This is a genomic window from Saccharothrix sp. AJ9571 (assembly GCF_021725495.1).
Classification (GTDB): domain Bacteria; phylum Actinomycetota; class Actinomycetes; order Mycobacteriales; family Pseudonocardiaceae; genus Amycolatopsis; species Amycolatopsis magusensis.
Genome location: NZ_CP091382.1, coordinates 6,649,457 through 6,666,874, shown reverse-complemented (window position 1 = coordinate 6,666,874; position 17,418 = coordinate 6,649,457). Strand labels below are relative to the sequence as shown.

Sequence of the window (17,418 nt, the reverse complement as noted above, 5' to 3'; positions counted from 1 at the left end):
CTCACCTTCGATTCCGAGGAGATCAACCATGACCATCGAGCTTGTCGAGCGCTGGGCCACCGCATTCAACAACCGTGACGTGGACGCCTACGTCGCCTGCTACACCGAGGATCTGATCTTCGAAGATGTCGCGCTGCACCGGATTTTCCACAGCCGCGCCGAACTGGCGCGCTTCTTCACCGATTGGGACGCGGCCAGCCCGGAAAGCCGGCTGGACGTGGACCGCGTACTGCCGACCGAAAGCGGTGTGGTGGTGACCTGGACCGGGCGCGGCGTGCTTTCGGGGGATTTCCCGCACCTGCCGCCGACCGCGGTCCGCGGCAGCCGGATCGATTTGCGCGCGATCAGCGTGCTCGACATCGACCCGGATGGACTAATCGTTCGTCACACCGACTACTACGACGTATTCACGTTGTTGCAGCAAATCGGCGTCATCGCCGCGTGAATTCCACAACTGCGTACAGGACGCGAGCACAGGAGGTGGCGCCATGACCGTGGAAACCCGTCCGCGGGAAAGCGGAATACTGGATCTGGACCTATTGGGTCAAAAATTCATCGACGACCCCTATCCGGTGCTGGCCAGGGTGCGCGAGGAGGACGGCATCCGGCGCGTGGTGCACCACGGCGTGCGGGGGTGGCTCGTCACCCGGTATGAGGACCTGCAGGCGATGTACGCCGAGCCGCGGCTGTCGATGAACACCGCGAACGCTCCCGACCACGTGCGTGCGGTGCCGTGGGTGGCCGCGGCCGAGGCGATGGGGCTCGGGCAGTGCCTCGCCGTGGTCGACCCGCCCGAGCACACCCGGTTGCGCCGGGTCGCGCAGGGCGCGTTCACCCCGCGGCAGGTCGAGCGGCTGCGCCCGCAGGCGCGGGCCATCGCCGAGCGGCTGGTCGGCGAGGCCACCGCACGCGGGCGGGCCGACGTCCTGCCGGACCTGTCGCTGCCGCTGACCATCGAGATGATCATGCGCCTGATCGGGGTGCCGATCACCGACAGCGGGCTGTTCGCGCGCAACACCTACCTGCTGCTCTCCAGCGACCCGGCCGAGGCGGAACTGGTCCCCGGCGCGATGGCGTGGCTGTCCGGGTACATCGCCGAACTGGTGGCCGAAAAGCAGGCGACCCCGGGCGACGACCTGCTCAGCGCCTTCATCGCCGAGGGCCGCGGCGATGACCGCCTCGATGCCACGGAACTGGCCGCGATGACGCTGATGCTGCTCGTCGGCGGGTTCAACACGGTCTCGAGCCTGATCGCGGGCGGGCTGCTGACCCTGCTGAAGCACCCGGACCAGCTCGCCCTGCTGCGGGCCGAACCGGAGCTCATCCCCGGCGCGGTCGAGGAGATCCTGCGTTACGACACCACGCTCGCGTCGAGCCTGATCCGGTTCGCCACCGAGGACTTCACCCTCGGCGGTGCGCGGATCCGGCGCGGTGACGTGGTGATGGGCTCGATCCTCGCCGCGCACCGCGACCCGCGGCGGTTCACCGATCCCGACGTGTTCGACGTCCGGCGCGAGGTCGGCGCGCACCTGGTGTTCGCGCGCGGCATCCACTACTGCCTCGGTGCCCCGCTGGCGCGGATGGAGGCGCAGATCGCCTTCGCCGTGCTGCTCGAACAGTGCGGTGACATCCGGCTCGCGGTGCCCGCCGAGCAGCTCCACTGGCGGGTCATGCCGACCGTGCGCGTGCTGCAGGCCCTGCCGGTGTTCCTGAGCCCCTGACCGCGTGCCCAGGCCGTGACGGCGAAGCCGGCGGCACCGCTTGCCCGGTGCCGCCGGCCCCCGCTCAGACGGCGAGCACGATCTTGCCGCGCGTGCGGCCTTCCTGACTGAGTTCCCACGCGCGCCCGGCTTCGGCCAGCGGTAGTTCGTGTTCGACGTGCACGGTCAGCTTGCCTTCGTCGGCGAGCCGCGCGAGTTCGGTGAGGCGCGCCGCGTCCGGGCGGGCCCAGAGCTTCTGGCCGCCCAGCTCGATGGCGTCATCGTCGACGACGGAGACCAGACGGCCCGGGGTCCGGTGCACCCCGGCGGAATCGTGCACCGCGCCACCACCGACGAAGTCGAGCACGACGTCCACCCCGTCCGGCGCGAGCTCCCGCACCCGGTCGGCCAGCCCGTCGCCGTAGGTGACCGGCTCCGCGCCCAGCGACCGCAGGAACTCGTGGTTGCGTTCGCTGGCCGTGCCGATCACCCGGGCGCCGCGCGCGACGGCGAGCTGCACCCCGACCGAGCCCACTCCCCCGGACGCGCCGTGCACCAGCACGGTGTCCCCGGCGGCGACCTCGACCCGGTCGATCGACTGCAGCGAGGTCAGCCCGGCCAGCGGCATCCCGGCCGTCTGCGCCCAGCTCAGCGACGCGGGCTTGCGGGCGAGCATCCGCACGCTGGCCGAGACGCGCTCGGCGTAGGCGCCGAGGTGGGCCGAATCCTTGCGGATGTAGCCGTACACCTCGTCGCCCACGGCGAACTCCGGGACGTCCGGGCCGAGCGCGGCGACCACCCCGGCCACGTCCCAGCCGGGCACCAGCGGGAACCGGACCTCCATCAGCGGGTCCAGGTAACCGGCGCCCAGCTTCCAGTCCACCGGGTTGACCCCGGCGGCCCGCACCTCGATCAGCACCTCACCGGGGCCGACCTTCGGCTCGGGGTGTTCGGACAGGGTGAGCAGGTCTGGACCGCCGTATCCGGCCTGGGTGATCGCCTTCATGCCGCCATTCAACCCCGGTACCGGGCGCGGCGTTCCGTTCTACCGGGTGAACGTCCACACCGCGCGGGCGCCGGGGCCGACCACCAGTTCCGAGCGCCCGATGGGCTCGGTGTGCCGGTAGCCCACCAGGTGGTTCAGCGAGAACTCCACCTGGCGCAGGCCCGCTTGGGCGAGCGGCACGGCGTCGAACCGGAGCGTGGTGCCACCGCCCTTGGCCACCACACCGCCCGGCACCGGCAGCACGGTGAACCCGCCCGCCCGCAGCAGCGGCACGGTGTTGTCGAGGTCGCGCTGGGTCACCGCGAGGTGGACGCCGGTGACGTCACGCATGAGGTGCTCGCGGTAGCCGTCGTTCAGGTAGCGCTCGCGGCCGACGTCGCCGGGGTGGTTCGCCGGCTCGGTGTTGCCGCGCGGATCGGCGAAGTACTCCGGCCGGTATTCCATGCCCCAGGCGCCGAAGCGGTCGTACTGGTCGGTGGTGAGCACCGCGTCGAACCACGGCACCGGGATGCCGTCGCCGAAGTCGCGGGTCTGGAGGAACTCGATCGGCTCGGTGACGCCCTGCTCGTGCAGCCGCGCCACCGCGGTGTCCAGATCGCCTTCCCGTTCGGCCGAGATCCCCATGCCGCCGGCGCCGAGTTCGCTGTCCTGGCCCGGGAGATCACCGGCGCCGAACAGTTCGAGGTAGGTCTCGCGGCCCAGCAGGTAGCGGCCGGTCCAGGTCTGCCCGCCGGCCCCGGTGCTGGTGCGCACCTCGAAGTTCGCGAACTCCCGGAGGTAGTCCGAGTGCTCGATGGCGTCGGCGGTCTCGGGGTCGAGCACGCCGTACGCGTGGTTGTAGTACAGCAACTGCCCACTCGGCCCGGCCGCCGCGGCAGCCCCGGTGAGACCGATGGTGAGGCCTGCGGCGAGGGCCAGGGAAATCCGCGTCATCCGGCGAACCAGCATAGGTGTGATCATAGGATGACGCGGAAAACGATCACTCGGCTTCCGCTGGAGCCGCCGTCTCGAGCTGCTCGAGAGTGCCGGACATGATGGTGCGCACGTGCTCGGTGAGGTGCTCGAGCGGCCAGTCCCACCAGGCGATCGCGAGCAGCCGGTCGATCTCCTCCTGGCCGTACCGGGTGCGGATGAGCCGCGCCGGGTTCCCGCCGGCGATCCCGTAGTCCGGCACGTCCGAGGTGACCACGGCACCCCAGGCGATGATCGCGCCGTGCCCGATCCGCACCCCGGGCATCACCGTCACGCCGTGGCCGAACCAGACGTCGTGGCCGACCACGGTGTCCCCGCGGGCGGGCAGCCCGGTGATCAGGTCGAAGTTCTCCGCCCACGAACCACCCATGATCGGGAAGGGGAAGGTGGACGGTCCGTCCATCCGGTGGTTGGCGCCGTTCATGATGAACCGCACCCCGGTGCCCAGCGCGCAGAACCGGCCGATGACCAGCTTTTCCGGCCCGTAGTGGTAGAGCACGTTGCGCGTCTCGAACGCGGTGGGCTCGTCCGGGTCGTCGTAGTAGGTGAACTCCCCCACCTCGATCAAGGGCGATTTCACCAGCGGTTTGAGCAGCACCACCCGTTCCTGGCCCGGCATCGGGTGGAGCAGCGTCGGATCGGCGGGCACGGGCATGCGGTGGTTTCCTCGCGGGTCGGGGATGTCGTCCCCCGATCCTAAATGGCCGCGTCAACCGGATCCGGCGGGCAACAGGCCATTGAGGACAGTGGCGACCATGGCGTGGACGGCGTCCCGGTCCGGGGCGGGGCCGGTCCGGTCGGCGAAGAGCAGGTGGGCGGAGCCGATCAGCATGGGCGCCAGGCCCTCGACCGCGGCTTCCGGCGCGAGACGGTTCTGCCCGCGTTCGGCGGCGAGGTAGGTCTCGATCATCCCCACGGCGTCTGTCAGCACCGGGATGCCCGCGGGCCAGGTGTCACGCAGGCGCGCCCGCAGTTCGTCCCGGAAGGTCACCAGGGCGACGATCGACACCGCGACCGAGCCGAACAACGCGATCAGCGCGTCGGTGAGGTTCTCGGTCACGGAACCGGTGCCCACGGCTTCGCGCAGGGCTTGCGTCTGCGCGTCCATCCGGTGCACGCGGTCCAGCACGAACTCGGCGAGGAAGGCGTCGAAATCGTCGAAGTGCCGGTGCAGCACGCCTTTCGCGCACCCCGCCTCGGTGGTGACCGCGCGGCTGGTCAGCCCGCTCGGGCCGTCGCGCAGGAGCACCCGGTCGGCCGCTTCGAACAACTGCGCCCGCACCGCGCGCAGCGCTACCCCGGTCGGCATCCCAGCGGTCCTCCTTGCTTGAGTGGGCACTTGCCCACTAGGGTGGGCGCATGCCCACTATAGGCGAGTCGTTCGGCGTGGACGCCGAGCGCTACGACCGCACGCGCCCCGTCTACCCCGGCGCGCTGGTGGCGGACGTCGTCACCGGGAGCCCGGGCCGCGAAGTGCTCGATGTCGGTTGCGGCACCGGGATCGCCGCCCGCCAGTTCCAGGCGGCCGGGTGCACCGTGCTCGGTGTCGAACCGGACGAACGGATGGCGCAGTTCGCCCGCGGCACCGGCATCGAAGTCGAGGTGTCGACCTTCGAGGACTGGACACCCGGCGAGCGGCGGTTCGACGCGGTGATCGCGGCCCAGGCCTGGCACTGGGTCGATCCGGTCGCGGGGGTGGCCAAGGCGGCCCGGGTGCTGCGCCCCGGCGGCACGCTGGCCGTGTTCTGGCACGCCTTCGTCCCGCCGGCGGAAGTGAACGACGCCCTCGCGGCAGCCTACGAACGCGCGGTGCCCGACCCGCCGTTCGACCTGCGCAAGGTGGCGGCCCACGGCTACCAGCCACTGGCCGACAAGGCCGCAGGCGACATCCGGGCCGCGGGCGGGTTCGCCACCCCGGAACACCGGCGGTACGAGTGGGACCAGCGCTACACCCGCGACGGATGGCTTGCGCTGACTTCCACCACGGGTGCGTTCACCCACCTCCCGCCGGAGCAGGCGGCCGCGGTGCTGGACGAGGTCGCCGCGGCGGTCGAAGACGAGTTCACCGTGCGCTACTCCACCCTGGCCGTCACCGCTTCCCGCGCTGCTCGCTAACCGACGCGGGCCCGCGTTCGCGAAGTCCGGTACAGGATGACCACGAACGCGGGCACGCCGATGATCGAGGTGACCACCCCGACCGGCACCTCCTGCGGGTCGAGCGCGGTGCGGGCCAGCGTGTCCACCCAGACCAGGAACACCGCGCCCGCCACCGCGGTCACCGGCAGCAGGCGGAGGTGACCGGGGCCGGCGAGCGCCCGGGCCGCGTGCGGCAGCACCAGCCCGACGAAGCCGACCGCGCCCACCGCGCTGACCAGTGCGGCGGTCAGCAACGCGGTGACGCACAGCAGCACGACCCGCGTGCGTCCCACCGAAACCCCCAGCGCGGCGGCCGTGTCCTGCCCGAGTGCGAACACGTCCAGCGCACGGGCGTGCCCGAAACACACGCCCAGCGCCACGGCCAGCACCAGCGCGCCCACCGCGACCTCCGTCCAGGATGCGCTGGCGAATGAGCCGAGCAGCCAGAACAGCACCCCGCGCGTGGTCTCGGCGTCGGCCGCGGTGAGCACGACGAACGAGGTGAGCGCGGAGAACAACTGCATCGCCGCGACACCGGAGAGCACCACGCGATCGGTACTCCCGCCGAGCATCCGGCTCAGCACCAGCACGGACGCGAACGACAGCGCGGCACCGGCGAAAGCACCGGCGAAAGCACCGGCGGACAACGAAACCACCCCGCCGCCCACGCCGAGCACGACCACCAGCACGGCACCGGTCGACGCACCGGAGGACACACCCAGCACGAAGGGATCCGCCAGCGGATTGCGCAGCAGCGACTGCATCACCACCCCGCACACGCCGAGCCCGGCACCGCAGACCGCGGCCAGCAGCGCCCGCGGCAGCCGCAGGTGCCACACGATGCCGTCACGCAAGGGGCCGAGCACCGGCTCGCCGAGGCCGAGGTGCGCCAGCACGGTCGAATACACCTCGCCGATGCCGATCCCGGCCGGGCCGATGGTGATCACCACCGCGATCGAGAGCACGAGCACGCCGAGCCCCACCACGCAGAACCAGGCCACCTGCGACCCGGTGCGCGGCCGCTTCACCCGGTGAGCCCGAAGTTCCGCAGCGCCTGCGCGACCTGCTCGGTCCCGTCCACGGTCCGGATCGACGGGTTCATCGCCTGCCCGCTGAGCAGCACGAAACGTTTGTTCCTCACGGCTTCGAGGTTCTGGGTGACCGGGTGCGATCCGAGGAAGGCGATCTTGGCCTCACCGGTCTCCGCGGTCTGCGAGCGGCGCGTCAGATCACCGAGCACGATCACCTGCGGATCGCGTTCGGCGACGGTCTCCCAGTTGATCTGCGGCCATTCCGCGTGGGTGTCGTCGAAGACGTTGCGCGCGCCGAGCGTGGTGGTGATGACGCCCGGCGCCCCGCAGCACCCGGCCAGGTAAGGGGATTCGGCGTTGGCGAACCAGTAGAGCAGGCTGACGTTCCGCGCGTCCAGGGTCGCGCGTTCCATCCGCCCCTTCAGCTCCGTGATCAGCTGCTCGCCGCGCGGTTCCACCCCGAACAGGCTCGCCAGCTGGCGGATCTCGGTGTAGACGACCTCCATGGTCAGCGTTTCGGTGCGCACCCCGTCGCCGCCGGCGTCGTTGTCCTTGAGGCAGTCGGTCGGCGAGACGTAGGTCGGCACGCCGAGTTGCTCGAACTGCTCGCGCGTGGCCACGCCGCCCTGGCCGAGCGTGGAGACGAACGAGGCCGCCACGAAGTCCGGCTCGACCGCCAGTACCGCCTCGAAGGACGGGTTGTTCTCGGCCAGCCGGGGCACCTTCGCGTTGTCGGCGGCCAGCGCGGGAAGCACCGGGTCGGTCCAGGTGGCCGTGCCCGCCATCCGGTCGGCCAGCCCCAGCGAAAGCAGGATTTCGGCACTGCCCTGGTTCAGCGCGACCGCGCGCTCGGGTGGCTTGGCCACGCTCACCCGGTGCCCGCAGTTCTCCGCGGTCCGGCCGGCGGGTGGTTCGGCGGGATCCGGCGTGCACGCGGTGAGGAGCAGCGCGGCGGCGATCAGGGCGAAGCGGAACTGGGGCACGGGCGATCCCTGCGTCGAGGGCCCGAACGCGGAGCCCAGCGGTCTGGTGGCCCCGGCCGCGCCGGGGTGCCAGCAGGTCTTCGGACTCGGGGTCGTCCGGGCAGAACGCCTTCCCGGACCGGAGTCCAGTGGCCGCTGTCCTGCCCGTCGCCGCTCACCGCTGCGCGTCAGCTCCGGATTCCCACCGGATTCCCTGACCCACGCCCGGAGCGTGGGTGCGACTGGCGCCCGGAAGGTATCACGCGGCCTGCCGGGCGGCCCTTGACCGGCCTGTGGGATGTCGTGCAATCTTTTCCGAAGTTGTTCGTTGTTGTTGAATAAGGTGCAGGAGCAACCTAAAGATGACCGCTTCCCGGTTCAGATCCGCTTCTCGGGCACTCGCCGCTCTGCTCGTCTCCGGCGCGATGGTGGCGGGGATCGCACCCGCCTCGGCCGCGCAAGTCCCGGACCACGGCACCGCCGAAGCCGGCAATCCGTTCGTCGACGGCTGGTACGCCGATCCGGACGTGGCCATCTACGACAACACCTACTGGGTCTTCCCGACGACCTCGCGGGTCTACGCCGAACAGACGCACCTCGACGCGTTCTCGTCCAAGGACCTCGTGCACTGGACGAAGCACAGCAACGTGCTGACCACCGAATCGGTGTCCTGGGCGAAGTACGCGGTGTGGGCGCCGGCCCCGATCGAGCGCGGCGGCAAGTACTACCTCTACTTCGCCGCCAACGACATCCAGAGCGACTCGGAGCACGGCGGCATCGGGGTGGCCGTCGCCGACCGGCCGGAAGGCCCGTACTCCGACGCGCTCGGCCACCCGCTGATCGACGCGTTCCACCACGGCGCGCAGCCCATCGACCAGGACGTCTTCATCGACGACGACGGTCAGGCGTACATGTACTACGGCGGCTGGGGCCACGCGAACGTGGTCAAGCTGAACGAGGACATGACCAGCCTCGGCACCTTCGAAGACGGCAGCACCTACCGCGAGATCACCCCGACGCCGGAGTACGTCGAGGGCTCGCAGATGTTCAAGCGGAACGGCAAGTACTACCTGATGTGGTCCGAAGGCGGCTGGACCGGGCCGAACTACTCGGTGTCCTACGCCATGGCCGACTCGCCGCTCGGGCCGTTCACCAAGCTGGACAAGGTGCTCGCGCAGGACCCCGCGGTGGCACGCGGCTCGGGGCACAACTCCGTGATCAACGTGCCGGGCACGGACATCTGGTACATCGTCTACCACCGGCGCCCGCTCAGCGAGACCAACGGCAACCACCGCCAGCTCGCCTACGACCGGATGAACTTCAACGACGACGGCACCATCGCGCGCATCACGATGAAGGTCGAGGACAACTTCGCCGACGACAACACCTTCGGCTGGAAGACCTACGGCGGGCAGTGGGCGGCGAAGGCCGGGCAGCTGCGCGCGGACCGCTCGGCGGGCGGGAAAGCGTTGCTGGACACCAACTTCGGGAACTTCACGCAGGACACCGACGTGCGGCTGACCTCCAGCCGCGGGGACGCCGGGGTCGTCTTCCGGGCGACCGGCGCCGCGGTGGGCACCGACAGCTACCGGGGCTACTACGCCGGGATCACCGCGGCGGGGCAGGTCGTGCTCGGCCGCGCCGACAACTCGTGGACCGAACTGGCTTCGGCTCCGGTGAGTGGCGCGATCGGCAAGACCCACCACCTCCGGGTGACCGCGGTCGGCTCCTCCCTCCAGGTCTTCGTCGACGACCTGACCACGCCGAAGCTCAGCGTCACCGACAGCACCCACACCAGCGGCTCCAACGGGGTCCGGGTCTTCGGCGCTTCGGCGTTGTTCGACAACGTCAAGGTGCGCCCGGCGGGCTGAGTGTCGATCGCGGGTGGCGCCGTTCGTGTAGGAAGTGCAGATTCCGCGCGAAGGGAGTCATCCGCGATGGCGTTCAGCGAAGAAGAGCTCGCCTACCTGCGCTCGCAGCCACTCGCCCGGCTGTCCACCGTCTCGGCGGACGGGCAGCCGGACGTGGTGCCGGTGGCGTTCGAGGTCGACGGCACGGGGTTCTGGATCGGCGGCGGCGCCACCGTCGTGCACACCCGCAAGGTCCGCAACGTCACGGGCGGGCGGGACCAGGTGGCGCTGGTCGTCGACGACCTGGTGTCGAGGGAGCCGTTCATCGCGCGGGGCATCCGGGTCTACGGGCGCGCCGGGGCGCCGGAGGAACGGGTCGGCATGGTCGGTCCCGGGGTGTACCTGCGGATCACGCCGACCGTGTCGTGGAGCTGGAACCTGGCGGGCGAACCGGTCGGCGCGCGGTGGTACGAGGCGGTGCGCAGGGTGCATCAGGTCCACAGTGGAGGGGGTTCTAACATTCCGGGGTGAGCGCCTACCACGATTTCGACGACCTGGAACACCTGGACGCCTCGGCACTGCCGGAGCGGCAGCAACGCATCCTGGTCACCATCCAGGACTGGGTGAACCGGCACGGGTACTCCCCCAGCACCCGCGAGATCGGGGACGCGGTGGGCCTGCGGTCCTCGTCTTCGGTGTCGAAACACCTGGCGGCGCTGGAGGAGAAGGGTTTCCTGCGGCGGGGCAGCACGGTGTCGCGGCCGATGGACGTGCGCCTGTTCCTGCGCGGCACGCACCGGCCCGACGCCGGCGGTGACTCGGTGAGCGTCCCCGTGGTCGGCCACATCGCCGCGGGCACCCCGATCTCCGCCGACGAGCACGTCGACGACGTCCTGACCCTGCCACGGCAGTTCGCCGGGCGCGGCACCGTCTTCGGCTTGCAGGTGCGCGGGGACTCGATGATCGACGCCGCCATCTGCGACGGGGACACCGTCGTGGTGCGCCAGCAGCCCGAAGCGCACTCGGGGCAGATCGTCGCCGCCATGATCGACGAAGAGGCGACGGTGAAGGTGTACCGACGGCGCAACGGCCACGTCTACCTGGAACCCCGGAACCCGGCCTACGAACCCCTGGACGGAGACAACGCCGTCATCCTCGGCGTAGTCGTCTCCGTCCTACGCACCGTCTAACCCCACCCACCCGCGAACCCCACACTCACGCACCCGAACCCCACGTTCGCGGCGCGAGTTCCACGTTCAGGCACCCGAACTCCACACTCGCGGGCGCGAGTTCCACGTTCAGGCACCTGAGTTCCACACTCGCGCACCCGAGTTCTGCGTTCAGGTAGCCGAGTCCTGCGTTCCGGCACGCGGGCTCGACTTTTCGGGCGCGACCGCTGGGCGACTGGCCTCATGATTGCCCGCCCCCGAACGCAGAACTCGGGCGCCCGGGACTGTTCCAAAATCGGTGTTTCCGGCCCGACACGCCGGGCTGAGGTCCGGCGAGATGGGCACTGAGAGTGATGACATCGGACCTTGTGAGTCCACGCAAGAGTGAGAAGCCGGCGCGGGAGCTGTCGCCGGAGCAGGCTGCCGCGGCGGCGATGGTGGCTGAGGCCAAGGCCAGGGGGCTGGCGTTGACCGGCCCGGATGGTCTGCTGAAGTTGTTCACGAAGAACGTGCTGGAGACCGCGCTCAACGAGGAGATGACCGAGCACCTCGGCCACGAGAAGAATCGGGTCGAGCCGGAGCGCGGATCGACGAATGTGCGGAATGGAACTAGGTCGAAGACGGTCATCTCCGATGCCGCGGGCGAGGTGGAGATCAGCGTGCCGCGGGATCGGGAGAGCACGTTCGAACCGCAGATCGTGAAGAAGCGGCAACGGCGGCTCACGGATGTGGATGAGATCGTCCTGTCGTTATATGCGAAGGGGATGACCACCGGCGATATTTCCGCGCATTTCGCCGAGATTTACGGGGCGTCGGTCAGCAAGGAGACGATCTCGCGGATCACCGACAAGGTCGTTGCCGACATGAACGACTGGATCAACCGGCCGCTCGATGCCGTGTACGCGGCGGTGTTCATCGACGCGATCCACGTCAAGGTCCGCGACGGTCAGGTCGCCAACCGGCCCGTCTACGCCGCCATCGGGGTCACCGTGGACGGTCATAAGGACGTGCTGGGCCTGTGGATGGGCACCGGCGGGGAGGGTGCGAAGTTCTGGATGAGTGTGCTGGTCGACCTGAAGAACCGCGGTGTCGTCGACGTGTTCTTCCTCGTCTGCGACGGCCTGAAGGGCCTGCCCGAGGTCGTGGTGAACGTGTGGCCGCAGGCCATTGTTCAGACCTGCGTTGTTCATCTGATTCGGAACACGTTCCGGTTGGTCGCGCGCCAGGATTGGGACGGGGTGAAACGGGACATCAAACCCATCTACACCGCACCTAGTCCCGATGCCGCTCTCATTGCACTGGACGAACTCGACGAGAAATGGAGGAAGAAGTACGGGGCGATGATCAGGCTCTGGCGCAACGCCTGGGAAGAGTTCATCCCCTTCCTCGACTACGACATCGAGATCCGCCGGATGATCTGCTCGACAAACGCGATCGAATCCCTGAACGCACGTTACCGGCGGGCGATCCGCGCACGTGGTCACTTCCCGACCGAGCAAGCCGCGATGAAGTGCCTGTACCTTGTGACACGCAGCCTGGACCCCACCGGCACCGGCCGCACCCGATGGACGATGCGCTGGAAACCAGTACTCAACGCGTTCGCCATCACATTCGGTGACCGCTGGCCGGGAGCCGAGACCTACTGATCAACAACGCCAGAAACACCGATCATGAGATAGACCCGGGCGCCCTGGATTCCGAACACGAGTGCCCGAGCGCGGGGCTCGGCCACCGAACGTGGAACTCGAGTGCCTGAGTGGGGAACTCGGCTGCCCGAACGTGGAACTCGGCCGCCTGAGTGCGGGACTCGCGCCCGCGAACGTGGAACTCGCGCCCGCGAGTGTGGAACTCGAGTGCCTGAGTGTGAGGTTCGGATGCCTGAACGTGGGACTCGGGTGCGCGAGTGTGGGGTTCGGGTGTTTGGGGGTGGGGCTCGCCGGGGTGGGGTTAGGGGCGGGGGGTTTCTTTGGCGCGGGCGGCTTCTTTGCGGGCTTCGGCTTGGATGGCGCGTTCGCGCGTGAGCCACTCCGGGTTTTCCGCTTTGAGCGCGTCGATCTGTTCGGTGGTCAGCGGGTCGGTGAGGCCGGCGCGGGCGAGGCCGCCGATCGAGATGCCGAGTTTCGCGGCGGCGACCTGGCGGGGGTGCGGGCCGTTGCGGCGCAGCTCCCGCAGCCACTCGGGCGGGTCGGCCTGCAGGGCGTTCAGCTCGTCGCGCGAAACGACACCCTCTTGGAACTGCGCGGGGGTGGCTTCGAGGTACACGCCCAGTTTCTTCGCCGCGGTCGCGGGCTTCATCGTCTGGGAGGTCTTGTGCGACGTCATGCGGTCCAGGGTAACCAGCCCGATCACGCCCGGTAATCTGGCCGCCGTGACCGAATCGTTCAGCCTCGCGTACGTACCGGGGGTGACGCCGGGCAAGTGGGTGCGGATCTGGGCCGAGCGCCTGCCGCGCACCCCGCTGCACCTGATCCAGGTGACCCCCGCCGAAGCCGAGGCGAAGGTCCGCGACCGCGAGGCCGACGCGGCCCTGCTGCGCCTGCCGATCGACCGCACCGGCCTGCACGCGATCCCGCTCTACACCGAGACCACCGTGGTCGTGGTGCCGAAGGACCACTTCACCGCCGCCGCCGAGGAAGTGTCCACCGCGGACCTGGCTGGCGAGGTCCTGCTGCACCCGCTGGACGACACCCTCGACTGGCCGCGGCCCCCCGGCGAACTCGCCGCCCACCGGCCCGCCACCACCGCGGACGCCATCGAACTGGTCGCCGCCGGGGTCGGCCTGCTGGTCGTGCCGCAGTCGCTCGCGCGGCTGCACCACCGCCGTGACCTCACCTACCGGCCGCTGACCGACGCCCCCGGGTCACCGGTGGCGCTGTCGTGGCTGGAGGAGGAGACCACCGACCTGATGGAGCAGTTCATCGGGATCGTGCGCGGCCGGACGGTCAACAGCACCCGCGGCCGCGCGCCGGAACCCGCCCCGGTGAAGCGCAAGCCCAAGCCACCACAACAACGCACCGGCGGGGCCCCCAAGCCCAAGCGTGGGAAGCCCCGCCGCCGCTCCTAGCAGTTGTTCCTCACCGGCTTGCCCGCGAACCGCTCGCCGAGGAAGCCGAGCACGTTCCCGGCGGAGAACACCAGCGTCGTGACGTGTTCCCCGACGTAGGTCCCCCAGGTCACGTCCACCCCGGCCGCGCAGTACTTCGAGCGCAGCGCCTGGGCCTGGGCCAGCGGGATGATCTCGTCGACGATGCCGTGGAACAGGTAGATCGGTGCCTCGGGCGCTTTGGTGCCGAGCTCGTTCTCGTCCAGGCGCGCCTGCCAGTCCGGTTCGGTCAGCGGGTTCCTGGTGGTGTAGTCGGCGATGTGCCCGAAGGCGTAGCCGAACACCGCGTCGACGCAGGCGCCCTGCTGGGTTTCGTACAGCTCGCGGCCCTTGTCGTCGAGGTAGGCGGGCAGGTCCAGTTCCGGGTAGGCCGCGTCCAGGCCCAGCGCGGAGAGCAGCAGGAAGCCGAAGCCGATGCTGCCGTCCAGGTACTGCGACACCGCGGTGAGGTCGGCGGGTGTGCCGCCCGCGGTGATGGCGGCGACGTCGAGTTCCGGGGCGTACTCGGGCGCGAGTTCCCCGGCCCACGCCGCTCCCCCGCCGCCCTGCGAGTACCCGGAGAACGCCACCGGGCCACCGGCTTCGAGTCCGGCGGCGGGCAGCCGGGTGGCCGCGCGGACGGCGTCGATCACCGTCCGGCCTTCGGACTGCCCGACCACGTAGGTGTGCAGGCCGGGTGTGCCGAGCCCTTCGTAGTCGGTGATGGCCACGGCCCAGCCCCGCTGCAACATCGCGTCGATGAACAGGGGTTTCTCGTAGTCCGGCTGGAACTTCGACGGCGCGCACGAATCGCCGATGCCCCGCGTGCCGCTGGCCACCGAGACGATCGGCCGCTCGCCGTTCCCGGTCCACGCCTTCGACGGCACCAGCACCCGCCCCGACACCGCGATCGGCGTGCCGGTGGCCGAGGTCGACCGGTACAGCACCAGGTAACCGCGGACGCCGGACTGCCCCGGCAGCTGCCGCCACCAGATCACGTCGCCGTTCTCGCCCGCGGGCAGCGGGCTGGGCGGGGTGTAGAAGGCGTCGCCCGGCGGGCCCTGCGGTGGATCGGCGGCCAGCGCGGGTGCGGCGGACACCGTCAGCGCGGCGATCACCACCACGACGAAGGCACGCCACGTCTTGCGGAAGCTGTGCATAGAGAACTCCTCGTTGAGTCCGGATTACCTCAGAAAACGCGGTCGACGTCGGTGGTGACCAGGCGGTCCAGCGCCCGTTCGGCCACCGCGGCGATGGTCATCGACGGGTTGCAGGCGGCGGTGGTGCCGGGCATCAGCGCGCCGTCGAGCACGTAGAGCCCGCGCTGCCCGAGCACGCGGCCTTCCAGGTCGCAGACCGACTCCATGGCGGCGCCGCCGAGCGGGTGCCAGGTGGTCGGCGCGATCGCGGTGGTGTCCACGAGCACGCTCAGCGGACCGGCGATCCGCGAAATGCGCTCGTGGATGCGCCGGCTCAGTTCGCGCTCGGCTCCGGCGGGCCAGTGCAGGACGATGTCGTCCTTGGCCGCGTCGTAGACGAACCGGCCGCGGTCCTGGCTGACGCCGAAGCCGACGAGCATGGTGGTCCGCAGGTCCGGCAGCGGCGGCAGGGACGCCTGGATGACGGTGTTGGCCAGCGCCGGGTCGTCCCACTCCTGGCTGCCGTAGACCACCGGGCCGCCCTGCGGCGCGCCGAAGTCGTCGGCGAGGTCGGTCCAGGTGTAGATCCGGTCACCGTTGCTGCCCCAGCCGCTGCCGAGGCCGTCGGGCAGGTCGGGGATGCCGCCCTTGGCCGCCGCGCGCATCAGCAGGCGCGTGGTGTTCGCCGTGCCCGCCGCCAGCACGAGCGCCTTCGCGGTGAGCACCTTCTTCTCCAGCACGGTGCCGCGCGTAGTGATGCGGTCGACGGTGATCTCCCACCGGCCGTCCGCCGCCCTGGCCACGTCGGTGACGTTGTGCTGGGTCGCCACCGTGCAGAGCCCGGTGGCCTCCGCGGCGGCGAGGTAGGTCACGTCCACCGAGTGCTTGCCGCCGTTGTTCACGCCCAGCGCGCAGTCACCGTTCGTGTAGGACGGTCGCATCTCGCCGTCCAGCTCGCGCAGCGCGTAGTTCCAGTCGATCGGCATCGGGATCTTCGACACCGCGTAGCCGGCTTTCTCGGCGCTGCGGGCGAAAACCCGGGCGGCGGCGTAGGTCTTGCTCGCGATCAGCTCGTCCGGCGCGGTCTGGACCCGCAGCATCCGCGCGACGCGCGGGTAGTAGACGCGGTCCATCTCGGCGTAGTCCAGCCGCTCGGGGAAGCACGTGTTGAACAGCTCGGCCGTCGGCTGCAGCGTCATGCCCTGGTACACCAGCGATCCACCGCCGACGCCCGCCGCGCACATCATGCCCATGCCCTTGCCGGAGACCTGCTCCAGCAGCCCGGTGTACGGCTCGAACGGCACGGACGGGATGCCCGGCAGCGAGGGCGCCGAGCCCAGCCAGAACATGCGCTTGTCCGGGGAGGTGGCGTGCGGGAACGTCTCGGCGTCCGGTCCGGTGGGCCAGCGGCGCCCGCGTTCGAGGACCAGGACGGGCACGCCGGCCTGCGCCAGCCGCAGTGCCGTGACCCCGCCGCCGAACCCCGAGCCGATGATCACCACGCGGTGCTCCTCGCGGGTGAGGGGGACGCGGGCCGAGGCGCGGCCGGCGCCGAGCACCGACAACCCGGTCGCGGCCGCGGCACCGGCCAGCACGGAACGGCGGCTCACGGTAGGCATAGGCGGGTCCTCCTGGGGGAAGGGAAGCGAGCGGTGATTACCGAGGGCAACCGTAGGGGGACTAAGCGAGAGAGTGAATGGATTGCCCGTCTCACTACTCATGAGTAGCCTGTAACTCCATGCGCTCCGTGCCTCCGGCAGCACCCCGGCGCGTGGACGCTCGCCGCAACCGGGAGACGATCCTGCGCGCGGCCGACCAGGCGTTCACCGAGAACGCCGAAGTGGTGGCGCTGGACGAGATCGCGCGCCGTGCCGGGCTCGGCCGGGCGACGGTCTACCGCCACTTCCCCGACCGCAAGGCGCTCGGCCTGGCGGTGGCCGCCGAGCACCTCGCGGCGCTGAAGAAGGTGGTGCGGCAGCGCCGGTCGTTCCGCGAACTGCTGCAGACCGTGCTCTCCATGCAGGCCGAGCGGCGCCCGCTGGTCCGCTTGTTCCGGGAACTGCCCGAACGCAGCCAGCGCCAGTTCACCCACGCGCTGATCGCGGTGCTGCGGCCCGCCTTCGACGAGGCCCAGCGCCAGGGCACGCTGCGCCGCGACATCCAGCCCGCCGACCTGGCGCTGCTGTTCGAGATGCTCGAAGCGGCGCTCACCTCGGGCCCGGCGCCGATGGATCGCGCGGAACCGGCCCGGCGGCTGGTCGAGGTGCTGCTCGACGGCCTGTTCCAGGACGCACGGGCCTGACCTCCGTCGCGGTCCACAGTGGATTGTGGTGCGAACGACCGACAGTGCGGGCGGGGAAACCGCGCTAGC

Annotated in this window: 18 protein-coding genes and 1 riboswitch; of the genes, 9 read left to right on the top strand and 9 right to left on the bottom strand. The window is 70.3% G+C overall.

What is annotated here, in order from left to right; genetic code table 11:
• Positions 1-28 precede the first annotated feature (28 nt).
• Together L3Q67_RS30910 and L3Q67_RS30905 are read left to right on the top strand one after the other, a co-directional pair.
• A complete protein-coding gene (locus L3Q67_RS30910; protein ID WP_499184955.1) occupies positions 29-445 on the top strand; it encodes a nuclear transport factor 2 family protein in 417 nt (138 codons plus the stop codon).
• Between the two features lie 43 nt (positions 446-488).
• Positions 489-1,721, top strand: coding sequence for a cytochrome P450 family protein (locus L3Q67_RS30905; protein ID WP_499184954.1), 1,233 nt, complete (start codon positions 489-491; stop codon positions 1,719-1,721).
• Between the two features lie 64 nt (positions 1,722-1,785).
• On the opposite strand, the gene L3Q67_RS30900 is transcribed toward L3Q67_RS30905, so the two are convergent.
• Genes L3Q67_RS30900 through L3Q67_RS30885 form a run of 4 tightly spaced genes read right to left on the bottom strand, consistent with a single transcriptional unit; the run spans position 1,786 to position 4,987 of the window.
• Positions 1,786-2,706 carry an NADP-dependent oxidoreductase gene (locus L3Q67_RS30900; RefSeq protein WP_499184953.1) on the bottom strand — a complete coding sequence of 307 codons (921 nt, stop codon included), beginning with the start codon at positions 2,704-2,706 and terminating at the stop codon, positions 1,786-1,788.
• Positions 2,707-2,745: 39 nt separating this feature from the next.
• Positions 2,746-3,654 carry a DUF5829 family protein gene (locus L3Q67_RS30895; protein WP_499184952.1) on the bottom strand — a complete coding sequence of 303 codons (909 nt, stop codon included), beginning with the start codon at positions 3,652-3,654 and terminating at the stop codon, positions 2,746-2,748.
• A 31-nt stretch (positions 3,655-3,685) separates the two neighbouring features.
• On the bottom strand, positions 3,686-4,333 hold the full coding sequence (locus L3Q67_RS30890; protein WP_499184951.1) for a CatB-related O-acetyltransferase: 648 nt from the start codon (positions 4,331-4,333) through the stop codon (positions 3,686-3,688).
• A 54-nt stretch (positions 4,334-4,387) separates the two neighbouring features.
• A complete protein-coding gene (locus L3Q67_RS30885) occupies positions 4,388-4,987 on the bottom strand; it encodes a TetR/AcrR family transcriptional regulator (protein WP_499184950.1) in 600 nt (199 codons plus the stop codon).
• Between the two features lie 50 nt (positions 4,988-5,037).
• On the opposite strand from L3Q67_RS30885, the gene L3Q67_RS30880 reads away from it, so the two are divergent.
• On the top strand, positions 5,038-5,793 hold the full coding sequence (locus L3Q67_RS30880; protein ID WP_499184949.1) for a class I SAM-dependent methyltransferase: 756 nt from the start codon (positions 5,038-5,040) through the stop codon (positions 5,791-5,793).
• On the opposite strand, the gene L3Q67_RS30875 is transcribed toward L3Q67_RS30880, so the two are convergent.
• Positions 5,790-6,842 carry a FecCD family ABC transporter permease gene (locus tag L3Q67_RS30875; RefSeq protein ID WP_499184948.1) on the bottom strand — a complete coding sequence of 351 codons (1,053 nt, stop codon included), beginning with the start codon at positions 6,840-6,842 and terminating at the stop codon, positions 5,790-5,792. The genes L3Q67_RS30880 and L3Q67_RS30875 overlap by 4 nt on opposite strands.
• A complete protein-coding gene (locus L3Q67_RS30870) occupies positions 6,839-7,828 on the bottom strand; it encodes a TroA family protein (RefSeq protein ID WP_499184947.1) in 990 nt (329 codons plus the stop codon). The genes L3Q67_RS30875 and L3Q67_RS30870 overlap by 4 nt, the downstream gene beginning before the upstream one ends.
• Positions 7,829-7,882: 54 nt before the next feature.
• A riboswitch (cobalamin riboswitch) is annotated at positions 7,883-8,069 on the bottom strand.
• Positions 8,070-8,169: 100 nt separating this feature from the next.
• Between L3Q67_RS30870 and L3Q67_RS30865 the strand changes: the two genes are divergently transcribed.
• The 4 genes from L3Q67_RS30865 (at position 8,170) to L3Q67_RS30850 (ending at position 12,472) form a co-directional block, all read left to right on the top strand.
• Positions 8,170-9,678 carry a family 43 glycosylhydrolase gene (locus L3Q67_RS30865; protein ID WP_499184946.1) on the top strand — a complete coding sequence of 503 codons (1,509 nt, stop codon included), beginning with the start codon at positions 8,170-8,172 and terminating at the stop codon, positions 9,676-9,678.
• Between the two features lie 66 nt (positions 9,679-9,744).
• On the top strand, positions 9,745-10,188 hold the full coding sequence (locus L3Q67_RS30860; protein ID WP_499184945.1) for a PNPOx family protein: 444 nt from the start codon (positions 9,745-9,747) through the stop codon (positions 10,186-10,188).
• Complete coding sequence (gene lexA / locus L3Q67_RS30855) at positions 10,185-10,847, top strand: LexA family protein (RefSeq protein ID WP_499184944.1); 663 nt, start codon at positions 10,185-10,187, stop codon at positions 10,845-10,847. Before L3Q67_RS30860 ends, lexA begins: the two co-directional genes overlap by 4 nt.
• A 332-nt stretch (positions 10,848-11,179) precedes the next feature.
• On the top strand, positions 11,180-12,472 hold the full coding sequence (locus L3Q67_RS30850) for an IS256 family transposase (RefSeq protein ID WP_499184943.1): 1,293 nt from the start codon (positions 11,180-11,182) through the stop codon (positions 12,470-12,472).
• A gap of 301 nt (positions 12,473-12,773) precedes the next feature.
• Here L3Q67_RS30850 and L3Q67_RS30845 read toward each other — a convergent pair whose 3' ends face one another.
• Complete coding sequence (locus L3Q67_RS30845; protein WP_499184942.1) at positions 12,774-13,148, bottom strand: DUF5997 family protein; 375 nt, start codon at positions 13,146-13,148, stop codon at positions 12,774-12,776.
• Here L3Q67_RS30845 and L3Q67_RS30840 point away from each other — a divergent pair.
• Positions 13,147-13,890 (top strand): LysR family substrate-binding domain-containing protein, encoded by a 744-nt coding sequence (locus tag L3Q67_RS30840; protein ID WP_499184941.1) that lies wholly within the window; start codon positions 13,147-13,149, stop codon positions 13,888-13,890. The genes L3Q67_RS30845 and L3Q67_RS30840 overlap by 2 nt on opposite strands.
• Here L3Q67_RS30840 and L3Q67_RS30835 read toward each other — a convergent pair.
• Positions 13,887-15,068, bottom strand: a complete 1,182-nt coding sequence (locus tag L3Q67_RS30835) for an alpha/beta hydrolase family protein (RefSeq protein ID WP_499184940.1) — start codon at positions 15,066-15,068, stop codon at positions 13,887-13,889. The two genes, L3Q67_RS30840 and L3Q67_RS30835, sit on opposite strands and share 4 nt — an antisense overlap.
• Before the next feature lie 29 nt (positions 15,069-15,097).
• A complete protein-coding gene (locus tag L3Q67_RS30830; protein ID WP_499184939.1) occupies positions 15,098-16,666 on the bottom strand; it encodes a GMC family oxidoreductase in 1,569 nt (522 codons plus the stop codon).
• Positions 16,667-16,785: 119 nt separating this feature from the next.
• Between L3Q67_RS30830 and L3Q67_RS30825 the strand changes: the two genes are divergently transcribed.
• Positions 16,786-17,349, top strand: a complete 564-nt coding sequence (locus tag L3Q67_RS30825; RefSeq protein WP_499184938.1) for a TetR/AcrR family transcriptional regulator — start codon at positions 16,786-16,788, stop codon at positions 17,347-17,349.
• Positions 17,350-17,418 lie beyond the last annotated feature (69 nt).

Excerpts from the sequence above, each read along its gene's own strand:
- L3Q67_RS30895 (WP_499184952.1), bottom strand. The coding sequence starts at position 3,654 with ATGCTGGTTCGCCGGATGACGCGGATTTCCCTGGCCCTCGCCGCAGGC.
- L3Q67_RS30860 (WP_499184945.1), top strand. The coding sequence starts at position 9,745 with ATGGCGTTCAGCGAAGAAGAGCTCGCCTACCTGCGCTCGCAGCCACTC.
- L3Q67_RS30900 (WP_499184953.1), bottom strand. The coding sequence starts at position 2,706 with ATGAAGGCGATCACCCAGGCCGGATACGGCGGTCCAGACCTGCTCACC.
- L3Q67_RS30830 (WP_499184939.1), bottom strand. The coding sequence starts at position 16,666 with ATGCCTACCGTGAGCCGCCGTTCCGTGCTGGCCGGTGCCGCGGCCGCG.
- L3Q67_RS30865 (WP_499184946.1), top strand. The coding sequence starts at position 8,170 with ATGACCGCTTCCCGGTTCAGATCCGCTTCTCGGGCACTCGCCGCTCTG.
- L3Q67_RS30835 (WP_499184940.1), bottom strand. The coding sequence starts at position 15,068 with ATGCACAGCTTCCGCAAGACGTGGCGTGCCTTCGTCGTGGTGGTGATC.
- L3Q67_RS30840 (WP_499184941.1), top strand. The coding sequence starts at position 13,147 with ATGCGGTCCAGGGTAACCAGCCCGATCACGCCCGGTAATCTGGCCGCC.
- L3Q67_RS30905 (WP_499184954.1), top strand. The coding sequence starts at position 489 with ATGACCGTGGAAACCCGTCCGCGGGAAAGCGGAATACTGGATCTGGAC.
- L3Q67_RS30850 (WP_499184943.1), top strand. The coding sequence starts at position 11,180 with ATGACATCGGACCTTGTGAGTCCACGCAAGAGTGAGAAGCCGGCGCGG.
- L3Q67_RS30885 (WP_499184950.1), bottom strand. The coding sequence starts at position 4,987 with ATGCCGACCGGGGTAGCGCTGCGCGCGGTGCGGGCGCAGTTGTTCGAA.
- L3Q67_RS30910 (WP_499184955.1), top strand. The coding sequence starts at position 29 with ATGACCATCGAGCTTGTCGAGCGCTGGGCCACCGCATTCAACAACCGT.
- L3Q67_RS30890 (WP_499184951.1), bottom strand. The coding sequence starts at position 4,333 with ATGCCCGTGCCCGCCGATCCGACGCTGCTCCACCCGATGCCGGGCCAG.
- L3Q67_RS30825 (WP_499184938.1), top strand. The coding sequence starts at position 16,786 with ATGCGCTCCGTGCCTCCGGCAGCACCCCGGCGCGTGGACGCTCGCCGC.
- L3Q67_RS30845 (WP_499184942.1), bottom strand. The coding sequence starts at position 13,148 with ATGACGTCGCACAAGACCTCCCAGACGATGAAGCCCGCGACCGCGGCG.
- L3Q67_RS30880 (WP_499184949.1), top strand. The coding sequence starts at position 5,038 with ATGCCCACTATAGGCGAGTCGTTCGGCGTGGACGCCGAGCGCTACGAC.